This is a genomic window from Vicinamibacterales bacterium (assembly GCA_036504215.1).
Lineage (GTDB): Bacteria > Acidobacteriota > Vicinamibacteria > Vicinamibacterales > Fen-181 > FEN-299.
On record DASXVO010000030.1, the window covers coordinates 68282 to 80486 of the forward strand.

The 12205-nt window shown below is 67.6% G+C and carries 11 protein-coding genes; all 11 read right to left on the reverse strand.

Annotated elements, in window-relative coordinates; all coding sequences use genetic code 11:
- Nucleotides 1–25 precede the first annotated feature (25 nt).
- A complete protein-coding gene (gene rbfA, locus VGK32_07925; GenBank protein ID HEY3381680.1) occupies nt 26–421 on the reverse strand; it encodes a 30S ribosome-binding factor RbfA in 396 nt (131 codons plus the stop codon).
- Nucleotides 422–425: 4 nt separating this feature from the next.
- Entirely contained in the window at nt 426–806 is a 381-nt protein-coding gene (locus VGK32_07930; protein ID HEY3381681.1) for a DUF503 domain-containing protein, read from the reverse strand.
- Between the two features lie 28 nt (nt 807–834).
- Nucleotides 835–4059: a translation initiation factor IF-2 gene (gene infB, locus VGK32_07935; GenBank protein HEY3381682.1), complete on the reverse strand. Its 3225-nt coding sequence runs from the start codon at nt 4057–4059 to the stop codon at nt 835–837.
- A gap of 19 nt (nt 4060–4078) precedes the next feature.
- Nucleotides 4079–5590 carry a transcription termination factor NusA gene (nusA, locus tag VGK32_07940; GenBank protein HEY3381683.1) on the reverse strand — a complete coding sequence of 504 codons (1512 nt, stop codon included), beginning with the start codon at nt 5588–5590 and terminating at the stop codon, nt 4079–4081.
- A 23-nt stretch (nt 5591–5613) separates the two neighbouring features.
- Nucleotides 5614–6108 (reverse strand): ribosome maturation factor RimP, encoded by a 495-nt coding sequence (gene rimP / locus VGK32_07945; protein HEY3381684.1) that lies wholly within the window; start codon nt 6106–6108, stop codon nt 5614–5616.
- An 80-nt stretch (nt 6109–6188) separates the two neighbouring features.
- On the reverse strand, nt 6189–7592 hold the full coding sequence (rimO, locus tag VGK32_07950; GenBank protein ID HEY3381685.1) for a 30S ribosomal protein S12 methylthiotransferase RimO: 1404 nt from the start codon (nt 7590–7592) through the stop codon (nt 6189–6191).
- Nucleotides 7589–8437 (reverse strand): sugar phosphate isomerase/epimerase family protein, encoded by an 849-nt coding sequence (locus VGK32_07955; GenBank protein HEY3381686.1) that lies wholly within the window; start codon nt 8435–8437, stop codon nt 7589–7591. Before VGK32_07955 ends, rimO begins: the two co-directional genes overlap by 4 nt.
- Nucleotides 8438–8524: 87 nt before the next feature.
- Entirely contained in the window at nt 8525–9580 is a 1056-nt protein-coding gene (locus tag VGK32_07960) for a phosphotransferase (GenBank protein ID HEY3381687.1), read from the reverse strand.
- Nucleotides 9577–10584, reverse strand: coding sequence for an NDP-sugar synthase (locus VGK32_07965; GenBank protein ID HEY3381688.1), 1008 nt, complete (start codon nt 10582–10584; stop codon nt 9577–9579). The genes VGK32_07960 and VGK32_07965 overlap by 4 nt, the downstream gene beginning before the upstream one ends.
- 17 nt (nt 10585–10601) lie before the next feature.
- Nucleotides 10602–11159: a class IV adenylate cyclase gene (cyaB, locus tag VGK32_07970; protein ID HEY3381689.1), complete on the reverse strand. Its 558-nt coding sequence runs from the start codon at nt 11157–11159 to the stop codon at nt 10602–10604.
- Between the two features lie 84 nt (nt 11160–11243).
- Nucleotides 11244–12205, reverse strand: a 962-nt coding sequence (locus VGK32_07975) for an SAM-dependent methyltransferase (GenBank protein ID HEY3381690.1), incomplete at its 5' end; no start/stop codon positions are given.

Here is a 12205-nt window from a genome sequence, read left to right on the forward strand (position 1 = left end):
GCGGATCCGTGCGACCGGGTCGGGGTCAGTCCTTGGTGCGGTCAGGGTCATGGTTTGGCTGGTCGTGAGCGGCATCGGCCTCGTGGATCTCCTGCAGGAGGCGCTCGACGCGATCCTGGGTCTCGATCGACTTGTCGAAGACGAACTCGAGGACCGGCACGCGGCGGAGGCGCAGCCGCTGCCCGATTTGACGTCGGAGGAACGACCCGGCACGCTGCAGAGCCTTGACCGTCGTCCGGCGGTCGGCCTCCGACCCGAGTGACGTGTAGAACACCCGCGCGAGCTGCAGATCCGGGGTCACCTGCACGCGCGTGATCGTGATGAACCCGATGCCCGGATCGTGAACCTCGCGTGCCAGTATCGTGCTGACTTCCGCGCGTATCTGGTCGGCGATACGGTCGGGACGATGACCTTGTGGCATAGGTTCAAGCCAGAAACTCGATCTCGGTTCGCGTGATCGCACCGGGCTCGATGCGCTCGATCTCATCGGCGACGGCCGCGAGTTCCTGCTCCGTATGAACCCGCGTCGTGCCGATCGTGACGATGCCCAGACCGGCGCGCTGCCAGAGGTCGTGGTGTTCGACCTCGGCAACCGCGACATTGAACTTCGCGAGCCGATCCTTGACCCGCCGCAGGACCATCCGCTTGTCCTTGAGCGACTGCGATCCCGGCAGGAACAACTCGACGGAAAGCAGGGCGACCACCATGGCCACGACCAGAGAGAAGCTGAAGAGCGCCACGTGCAAAATGAAAATGGAGAATGTCCGAAGCGCAGGATGCGTATCCTGCCTCCTGTCATTCTCCATTCGCCATCTTGCCTTCTACATGCCGTCGCTACGCGGTCACCGGGGTCAGGACGCGCTCGACGACGAAGACTTCGATCGCGTCGCCGGTCTTGATGTCGTTGAAGCGCTCGAGGCCGATCCCGCACTCGAACCCGGCCTTCACCTCGGACACGTCGTCCTTGAAGCGACGGAGCGAGCCGATCTTCCCCTCGAACACGACAACGTGGTCGCGCAGCAGGCGCGCCTGCGCGTCGCCGCTCCGCTTGATCGTGCCTTCCGTGACCAGGCAGCCCGCAATCGCGCCGATCTTCGGAACCTTGAAGACCTCGCGGACTTCGGCCACACCCAGCCGCACTTCCTTGAACGTCGGCTCGAGCAGGCCCGTCATCGCCTTCTTCATCTCGTCGATGACGTTGTAGATGACCGAATGCAGCCGCAAGTCCACATGTTCGCGCTCGGCGACCTCGGCCGCGTTCCGGTCCGGCCGGACGCTGAACCCGATGATGATCGCGTTCGACGCGGAGGCGAGCAGCACGTCCGACTCGTTGATGGCGCCGACGCCGGAGTGGATGATCCGGATCTTCACCTTCTCGTCGGACAGCTTCGTCAGCGTGTCGGCCAGCACCTCGGCTGAGCCCTGCACGTCGGCCTTGATGATGATCGGCAGTTCCTTGACGTCGCCCTCGGCAATCTGCTGCTGCAGCGATTCGAGCGTGAGGCGCGTGGACTTGGCGCCAAGCGCCTTCTCCTTGGCCTGCGACTGGCGGAACAGCGCAACCTGACGGGCCTTCGCCGCGTCGTTGATGGCCTGGAACGAATCACCCGGCTGCGGTAGCGCCGCGAGGCCGAGCACTTCGACCGGAATGGACGGCCCCGCCACCTTGACGTGGCGGCCGCGGTCGTCGATGAGCGCACGGACCTTGCCGAGGATCGGACCCGCAATCACGGTGTCGCCGATGTGGAGGGTGCCGTCCTGCACGAGGATGGTCGCCACCGGACCACGGCCCTTGTCGAGCTGCGCTTCGAGCACCGTGCCAACGGCGGCGCGCTTCGGGTTCGCCTTCAGTTCGCCGATGTCGGTGACGAGCAGGATCATCTCGAGCAGCAGTTCGAGGTTCTGCCGTTTCTTGGCGGAAACCTCGACCATGACCGTCTGGCCGCCCCAGTCCTCGGGCATCAGGCCGAGATCGGCCAGTTCGCGCTTGACCCGCTCGGGATTGGCGTCCGGCTTGTCGATCTTGTTGACGGCCACGATGATCGGTACGCCGGCCGCTTTCGCGTGGTCGATCGCTTCACGCGTCTGCGGCATCACACCATCGTCCGCGGCGACAACGAGGACGACGATGTCCGTCACACGGGCGCCGCGTGCGCGCATGAGTGTGAAGGCCTCGTGACCAGGCGTGTCGAGGAAGACGACGCTGCGGTTGTTGACCTGGACGTGGTACGCCCCGATGTGCTGCGTGATGCCGCCCGCCTCGCGTTCGGCCACGCGCGTCTCGCGGATGCCGTCGAGCAGCGTGGTCTTGCCATGATCGACGTGCCCCATGACCGTGACCACCGGCGCGCGGAGCACCCTGTCCTCGGGACGGCTCTCCTCGGTTTCGACCTCGAGCAACTCCTCCTCGAAGCTCCGAAGCTGGACGTCGGCGCCGAACTCCCGCGCGATCATCGTCGCGGTGTCGATGTCCAGCGTCGTGTTGATCGTCATCATGATCCGCTTGTCGAGGAGTTTCTTGAGAACGTCCTTCGTGCGGAGTTCGAGCTTGTCGGCCAGGTCCTTGACGGTCATGCCTTCGGCGAGCGTGATCGTCCGGGTGATTGGCGGAGGAGCCGCCTGGATCGCCATCGGCGGCACCCGCGGCGCCTCGCGCCGCGGACCGCCGTGATGACGCTGTCCGGGCGCCGGCCGGCCCATCGGAGGCCGCGGCGGCATTCCGGGGCGACCGGGGGGTGCCGGACGCGCACCCATCGGAGGCGCCATGCCAGGCCGTGGCGGTTGTGCCGGACGCACGGGCTGAGACGGGAGTGGCCTTGGACCGCCCGTCGCCGGCGGGCGCGACGTCATTCCCGGGCGTGTGAGTGCGGGCGGACGCGTTCCGGGAGGCGTGCCCCCTGGTCGCGTGAAGTCGGAGGTTCCGGGGCGTGGTCCTGGACGACCGACCTGGCCCGTCGGCGGCATCGCCGTCCGTGGCGCGGTCGGTCGCAGCGGTTGCGGCGGCACGGTGGTCCGCGGTGTCAGCCGGGGTGCGGGCGGAGGCGGCGTCTCCTCGACGCGGAGACGGAGCGTTGGCGGCACCAAGCGGCCGGGCGGCGGCATCACGGGACGAGGCGTCGGTGGTGGCGGCACCGGGCGCGCCACGAGCTTGGGCTGTGCCGGCTGACCGGGCACTCCGGGCTGCGGGTGCGTTGCGGGCTTGCCAGGCTCGGCCGCGGGTCGCACGGCGACCGGAGGGTGCATCCCAGCCGGACGAAGTGCCGGCGGGCGCACCAGACCGGGCGCGGCCGGGGCGCCGTGAGGTGCGGGCGCGTGTGCGGCCGTCGCAGGCGTGGTCGGCCGCTGGGCTGGCGGATGTGCAACACCAGCTGGCGGTGCCGGCTGCACGGCTCCTGTTGGCTGCGTGGCCACCGCTCGGGGCTGTGCCTCGGCGGCGGGGGCCTCCGCGGCAGGCGCTGCAACACGTGCGGGGGCGGCGGCAGTCGGTTCCTCGGCCGCCAGCGTCGGCTCCGGTTCGACCGGGGCCTGTTCTGCGGCAATCGGCGGAGGCACCGTCTCGGCCACACGCACCGGAGCTTCGGGAGGCTTGGGCGGCGCCGGTTCCGGCTTGGGTTCCCGCTCCTCGAGCATCAGACGTCGAGGCTCGTGGACGACAGGGTGCACGATCGGCTCGACGACGGGTTCTGGAGCCAGTTCCTCGACCTCTTCGGCGACCGGAACCGGTTCCGCCTCGATGAGCACGTCGGTCTTCGGCCGAATCGTCTTGATCAGACGCGGCGGCGGCAGGGCCGGTGCCACCGGCTTCGGCGGCTCGGGCTTCTTGCCCGCGACAGGCTTCTTGCCCTTGTGGGCGGGCGTCTCGGCGAACATGTCGCCGCCCGGCAGGGTCACCCCGCGCTGCCGCGCCATCCGCTCGACGAACTGTCGGGCGACAACTTCCTCGATGGTGCTCGACGCGCTCTTGACCTCGATCCCGTGATCGCGCTTGAGCAGCGCCAGGACTTCCTGGCTCGTCGTGCCGAGCAGTTCCGCGACTTTGTAGATCCGGACAGTGGCCAACGGTTACCTCGAATGCGTGTTACTTGCCTTGAACGTCCTGATCACCTTCGGCCAACGGGGCATCGATCGCTTGCTCCGTCCCGTCCTCGGCCGGACTAGCCTGTTCGCCAGACTCGGCATCCGGTGGACCGGCTTCCGCTTCCGCGGCGCCGGCTTCCGCTTCCGCGGCGCCGGCTTCGGCTTCCGCGGCAGCCGCCTCCGTCTCCGCGGCAGCCGCTTCGGCCTCCGCGGCAGCCGCGGCTTCGACCTCCGCGCGGGCGGCAGCGAGCACACTCTCGGCCGTCGCCTCATCGATGCCCGGCACGGCCATCAGCGACTCGATGGGGGCTTCCGCCACCATCAGGGCCGACTCGTAGCCCGCCTCTCGAAGGCTGGCAACGATCTCGTCGTTGATGTCGGGCAGCACGAGCACCGGGGCAGCCTCGACGGCGTCCTCGAGACCCTCCTCACCCGGCATTTCCAGCCCTTCGAGCTGCGCCTCGACCTCGCGCCGCTTCTCTTCCTCGCTCTTGATGTCGATGCGCCACCCGGTCAGCTTGGCTGCCAGACGGACGTTCTGGCCCTTCTTGCCGATCGCGAGCGAGAGCTGCTTGTCCTCGACGACGACTTCCACCACGCGCTCGTGTTCGTCCACGATCGACACGCGCTGCACTTTCGCGGGACTGAGCGCATTGGTGACGAAGCCAACCGCGTCCTCGGACCATTCGACGATATCGATCTTCTCGCCGCGCAACTCGCGGATGATCGACTGTACCCGCGTGCCCTTCATGCCAACGCAGGCGCCCACCGGGTCGACGTCACGCTCGCGAGAGTAGACCGCCACCTTCGCCCGGTCGCCCGCTTCGCGGACAGCACCCTTGATCACCACCGTCGCATCGTAGATTTCCGGCACTTCCTGCTCGAACAGCTTGATGAGCAGCGCCGGATCGGTGCGCGACAGGACGATCTGCGGCCCCTTGGCACTCCGGTTGACGGCCTTGATGACGGCGCGAATCCGGTCGCCCGGGGCATAGCTTTCGGCTCGCGACTGTTCCTTGCGCGGGAGGACGGCCTCGATGCGCCCGAGTTCGAGGATGAGATCGCCGTTCTCGAAGCGCTTGACCGTGCCGTTCACCACGTCGCCGATCCGCTGATTGTACTCGGCGAAGATGTTCTCACGCTCCGCTTCCCGGACCTTCTGGAAGATGACCTGCTTGGCCGTCTGCGCGGCGATCCGGCCGAGCACCTCCGTGGACTTCGGGAACTCGATCTCCATGCCTACTTCGGCTTCTTCGCCGTAGAGCTGCTGGGCCTCGGCCAACGCCACCTCGGTGGCGGGGTTGGTGACCTCGGCGACGATCTGCTTGACGGCGAACAGTTCGACCTGGCCAGTGTCGAGGTTGAACCGCGCGTGGAGATCCTCGTTCGTCTTGTAGTACTTCCGCGACGCCGTCTTCACGGCCTCCTCGATCGCGGAGACGATGACCTCGGGTTCGATCCCCTTTTCCTTGGCAAGGGCCTCGATGGTCTGCTGGAGTGTCGGATTGCTCATATCTACCTGAACGGGGCTACGCGTCAGAACTCGACTTCGAGCCGGGCACGGGAGACGGCCGAGAGCGGAACCCGGAGGATCCGGCCTCCGTCACCCTCGAGTACCACGCGATCCTCCTCGATGCCGTGTAATCGTCCGCGAAAGTGCTTCTGTCCGTCGACCGGTTCGCTGGTCACCACCTGCGCCAGCCGGCCGCGGAACCGTTCGTAGTCCGCCGGGCCCCGCAGCGGCCGGTCGAGGCCGGGCGAGGTGACCTCGAGCGTGTACTTCTGCTCGATGACGTCCTCGACGTCGAGCAGCGCGCTCAAGTCGGCACTGACGTGGCGGCAATCGTCCACGCCCACCGAATCGGCCGGCGCACCGGGTCGTCCCTGCGTGTCGGCCTGGCCCACGCGATCGATGGTGACGCGCAGGATCCACCCCACTGCCTCGCGCCGGAACTGCAGGTCGAATACCTGGAGTCCGTACGACTCCGCGATTCGCTCGGCCAGCGATCGGACCCGGTCGAGGCGCTCCACGGACCTCCCCAAAATGCAAAAAGTGGGCACCGGCCCACTTCAGTTGCCTCCAGCCCTCGCATCCGAAGCAGCACAGTATATCACGCCGTTTCGTCCACCGGCAACGGACGGACCACGAGGTCGTAGCCCCTCGCGGCGACCACTTCGGCCTCGAAGAGGTCGCCCGGCTGGTAGTCGGACACGTCGATGTCCGAGACGTAGACGAGCGGATCGATCTCGGGCGCCTGGCCTTCGAGTCGGCCGCGCAGGACCAGCGGGTGTTCGGGCGACGGCCCGTCGACCAGGACTCGAACGCGCTCGCCGATGCGTCTCCGATTGCGTGCCACGACCAGGCGCCTCTGCCGTCTCATCAGTTCTCGCCGCCGCTGTTCCTTGACCCGTCGCGGCACGTCGTCTTCACCGCGGCCGGCGGTCGTGCCCTCCTCGTGGGAGTAGGTGAACACGCCGACGTGGTCGAAGCCAGTCGTCTCGACAAAACGGCAGAGATCCTCGAACTCGGCGGCGGTTTCCCCGGGGAACCCGACGATGAACGTCGTGCGGAGCGTCACGGCTGGAACCGTGTGCCGGATCCGGGCGATCAGGCGCTCGTAGCTCGCCCGGGTGCCCGGCCGGCGCATCCGGGCGAGCACGCCATCCGACGCATGCTGCAGCGGCAAATCCACGTACTTGCACACCCTCTCGCATTCGGCGATGGCCGCCAGCGTATCCGGTGTGATGGTGGTCGGGTAGAGGTAGAGCAACCGGATCCACGCGAGACCGTCGACGCGGTTGAGCTGCCGGAGCAGGCGACCGAGGGCGCCGCGCAGGCCGCGGTCGATCCCGAAATACGTCGTGTCCTGTGAGACGAGCAGCAACTCCTTCACGCCGCGCGCGGCGAGGTCGCGCGCCTCGCGAAGGATGGAGGCGGCCGGGCGGCTGCGGTACTCGCCACGCAGCTTCGGGATGATGCAGAAGGCGCACTTGTAGTTGCAGCCTTCGGCGATCTTGACGTACGCGAAGTGCGACGGGGTGGTGAGCGTGCGAGGCGTCAGGTCGTCGTAGATGTAGGTGGGGCTGGCGCGGAGGCGGGAAGCCCTGCGCCGACCGCCGATCTCGGGCTGCGCCGGCTCGACGGGGGGCGCCGACTTCCGATGGAGCGTCAGAGGATGGACCGCCTGGACAATGCCCGGGATCTCGCCGGTGCCGAGAATCGCATCGACCTCGGGGATCGTCTTCTCGAGTTCGTCGCGGTAGCGCTCGGCCATGCAGCCGGTCACGACCAGCCGCTGGCATCTGCCGGTCTTCTTGTGCTGGGCCATCTCGAGGATGGCGTCGATCGACTCCCGGCGCGCCGACTCGATGAACGAGCAGGTGTTGACGACCAGCACGTCCGCATCGGCGGCCTCCGGTGTGAACGTGTGGCCCGCCTGCTGCGCGAGGCCGATCATCACTTCCGAATCGACCAGGTTCTTCGGACAGCCGAGGGAGACGAATCCTATCTTCATACCGCTGCGACGACCTCTTCGAACCGGCGTCGAACCAGGACGGTCCGCTCGAGCACCTCGCGCGGCGTGCTGGTGTTGGCCACCTCGAAGAGGATGAGACCCTCGTAGCCCACCTTTTGCAACGACATCAGGGCGGTCGGCCAGTCGATCCTTCCGTCGAATGGAACGAGGTGGTCGTCCTGTTTGCCGCCGTTGTCGTGCACGTGTGTGGTGACGATCTCACCGCCGACGATCTCGATCGCGTCGGTGAGGTCGCCCATGAGGAACGCGTGCCCGAGGTCGAGGCAGATACCCGCGCCGGGCGACGGCAGATCCAGGTCTTCCTCGAGCATCCGGACGATGGCGCTTGCCGCCGACAGCTTGTTCGGGATCACCTCGACCGCCACCTGAACGCCCAGGGGAGCCGCTGCGGCGACAATCTCCTCGATGCTCCGCTCTGCCGCGCCCCGCGTGTTGGCATCATGCGGGGGCTTGAGGTCGTCCGGGATTCCAAGATGGACGACCAGGTACTTGAACGGAACGGAGCGCGCCAGCTGCACGGCCGCGATCGCCTCTGCCACGGCGTGGACGCGGACCTGTTCGGCGCCAGCCGCGGTGGAGAGCGGAGGGCCCCACTGGCCGTTCAGCCGGTGCTCGACGATCGGCGCATGGACCGAGTGCAACTTCAGGCCCGTCTCCCTCAGCCAATCGCCCAGTTGCACGGCTGCCGTCTCGCTTCGATAGTCGAAGTGACCGATCGTGGCGAACAGCTCCACCTCGCGAAAGCCGAACTCGGCGATCTCGCGCAGATGGTCCTGACTCAACGGCCATTCGTGGTAGAGATGGGTCGAGATGCCGAAGCGCACGGAGTCACTGCTCCTCTTTGCGGAAACAACGCTTCATTCTATCGCAACCCGCGGGGGCGCTTGCCCTTGCAGCCCGTCTATGGGCTGCTAGGCCAGCGCCTCCACGAAAGTGGCGAGCAGCTCGCGAAGCCGACCGAACCGCGGGTAGCGCTGGAGATTGCGGCGGACATGGCGCAACGTGCGCGGCATGTACTGGATATAGACGGTGTTCTGCCGCGTGGTCGTCTGATAGCCGAACGTGCCGAGCGCCTTGAGGTTCCGCTGCAGCGCCATCAGATCGAACCGGCGCCGGAAGTCGGCCTGGTACGCCCCGAACGACCCGGCCTCGCCGTCACGCCCGTGGCGGCCGCGCAGCGCCAGGAAGAACGCGACCAGATCCTCAACCGTCTCCTCGGTGAAGTCCACGTAGGAATCGCGTAGGAGGGAGGCGAGGTCGTAGGTGTCGGGCCCCAACCGCGCGTCCTGGAAATCGATGATGTACAGCTCGTCCTGATGGGGCATCAGGTTGCGGCTGTGGTAGTCGCGGTGACAGAGCACCTGCGGCTCCGCGGCAAGTTCATCGACGATCGGCTTCCATTCCTCTCGGATCGCCGTGCGCGTGGGCGTCGGTACCTCGAGACCCCGGTACGCCTCGATGAAGTGCTTGACGAAGAACTCCAGTTCCCACGTCAGCTTCTCGACGTCGAACGCGAGCGAGTACGGTGTGAAGCGGGCGGACTCCAGCTCGCGGCCTCGGCGCTGGAGGACCTCGATGTAGCTCACGGCCTGCCGGTACGACGCCGCGTGCTCGCTGGGCGACGCCGCGCCGAGGTGTGCCTGGAGCGTCACATCGCCCAGATCCTGCAGGCGGAGCAGGCCGAGATCGCCGGCGTGATCGAGGATGGCCGGGACGGGCAGCGGTACCTGCCGCAGCAGTTCTGCCACGTTCACGAACGTGAGCTTCTCGTACTCGAACGGTGTGCCGTAGAGCGCGAGCACCGACGTGGTGCCGTCCTGGCCGATGACGCGGAAGTACCGGCGGTCCGACGCATCACCCGTCAGGGGAACGACCCGTGCAGCGTGGAGCGTCGCCCGTCGTCGTTCGAGATAGTGATCGATGGCTGGTGGAACCGGGACGTTCCCGGGATGTGCATCGAGGCTCATGGTCGCTGCGATCCTTGGCGTTGCCCGCCGGGCCGATCGCCGAACGGCACGACGAGCAGGTTCCCCACGATGTGGCTGCCGGCCTCGGTGACCGCTCCGTGGCGCGCGGCATCGCCGGCCAGGATGACGGAGTGCCGAGTCAGCGCGGTCCCGGCAGGCACCCGGACACCGTCGCCCACAGCGCACTCGGTCAGCGTCACGTCGTCCTCCACCGTGACATCGTCCCACAGAATCGAGCGGACGACACGCGCTGATTGCGCGACCGTACAGCGGCGGCCGACAAGCCGCGAGGGACCGCCCTCGCGGGCGGCAATGGCCAGCGACGTCGCGAGATAGTCGGCCGGCGTGCCGATGTCCTCGAACGACGCGTCGCATCTCAGCGCACGGACGCTGCCAGGCCGCCGGCGAATGAGGGCCGGGTAGAGCGCATTCACCGTTTCGGCAGGTTCATCGGGCGGAAGCGCGGAAAAGACGTCCGCCTCGACGACCTGCACCCCGATGTAGTGCCAGGACGGACGCGCGCTGCCGCGCCCCACGAAGCCGACGACGGATCCAGCCTCGTCCACCAGCACGCCGCCGTAGCGGTCCGGTGCGGGGTTTGGGACGACGGCCATGGTGACGCGCGCCGCGGTGCGTTCATGCTCGCGCGCCAGCGTGTGAATATCGAGATTGGTGAGCGTGTCGCCGTTGACGATCAGGAAGCGGCTCGCGGCGAGCAGGGAGCGCGCGCGGCGGGGGCCGCCTGCCGATCCGAGCACCGGATTCTCCCAGGAGTAGCGAAGCGTCACGCCCAGGTCCGAGCCGTCACCGAGCTCTGCGGTGATCGACTGCGGTTCGTAGTGCAGGTTCAACACGACGTCCCGGACACCGGCCGCTCTGAGCCACATCAGGATCCGGCGCACCAGGACCTCGCCCGCGACCGGCACCGCGGGCTTGGCCCGCACATACGAGAGCGGTCGAAGACGGGTGCCCAGGCCGGCGGTGAGGAGGAGAGTGGGAAGCATCGATCACGTCCAGGCTGCTACTCTTCAAACACCATATCCCTCCCCGTCGCCCCGGTCTGCTCGCAGTGCAGGACGTACAGTCCGCGGTAGGAGTCGAGCAGGTAGTCCTCCTGGGTGCGGCCCAGGGCGGTGGCGACGTCGATGATCCCCTTCTCGCTGCCTTCGATCTCGACGAACGTGCCGATCGGAGTCTCGTCGAGCGCGATGATGGCGTCCTCGCCGCCGAATTCCTCGCGGTACTTCTGGTAGCGGAACCAGACGTGGAAGCCAAGCAGTTCCAGGATGTACAGCAGCGTTTCGCCGTCGGCCACGACGGTCTCCCGCTCCTCGCGGAGCTTCATGGCCGAAGGCTGGACCGGTCCCTTGTAGGTGAGCAGGCTGCGCCCTGCCTCCATCCGGATTCGCAGCACGCATCGCTGGCGCTTCAGCATGTCGTCGGCCGTATCCAGCAGGCAGTCGTCCTGCATCCGCCGGCCCCGCACCGGCGTGGCGCCAACTCGGATGATGGCCTCTCTCGCCTCGGCCGGGTTCGCGAAGCGCAGCTTGATCTCCCGTTCGAGTGGCGTGGCACTCATCTTTGCTCCTCTGTGACTGCTCATTAGACCGGATCTCGGGGCCGAAAGACAGGGCGGGACGGTTTCTCGGTCGCCCTGGCGCGTTCAGGTCAGCCGTCGTGCGAACGAGAACCCGGCAAGTGTCGGCTGCCCGAGGCCTCTTGCGAACACGAGCACCTTGTGTGTGCTGCCCAGACCGGCCGGCAGCAGCAGCGACTTCAGCGCCAGCCGTCGCGCGAGGCCGCGGGGCGAGGGGTCCGACGACTCGAACAGCCTGTCGGCGAGGCCGAGGCCCAGCAGGAAGTAGCCCTGGTCGATGATGCCCAGCGTGGTCAGGCCTGCCGCCTCGGCCGCCAGTCGTACGCCGGTGAGATCCACATGCGAGGTGATGTCGCGCTCGCCGGGTTCGGCCAGCCACGACGGCCCATCGTCGCGCCCCTCGCTGGTGTGTCGGTGATACGCGGTCAGCGTTCCGCCGCGGCGGCTTGCAGAGAAGAGGGACGGCGCCTCGTGGCCGTAGTCGATCAGGAGGAGGAACCCGGCCTGAAGCCGTTCGGCGGCGCGACGGATCCAGTCGATTGCGGCCAGGTTGACCTCGGCAAACCACCCGGGTTCCAGCCTCGCTCGCACGTGGTCGAGATATGCGCCAAGGCGCGACGACGATGGTTCGGCCTCGACGGTGTGGAGGCGGTCGCCCGAGGCCGTCACGAACACCTCTCGCAGGCCGCCCGTGCGCATGACGACGAGATGCGGCGGCAGCGCATCGAGGAGTTCGTTGGCGAAGATGAGGCCGCGGATCGCCTCGGGAACATCGGCGGCCGACGTCGTCAGGCGGTCGCTGTGCGGGCCGAGGACCCCGCGTTGGCTCGAACGGGCCGTCGGGCTGCGCTCGACGAGATGAAGCCGGATGGACCGATGAACGTCGGGTGCGTGTGCTGCGAGGTGGTCGAGCACGTCACGGGAGAGGCGACCGTTCCCGGCCGCCGCCTCGACGAGATCGAAGGTCCCCGTCTGAGTGGGACAGGCGTCCAGCCTGTCCCCAGCACGGGCGAGACGCCCGTGCCACT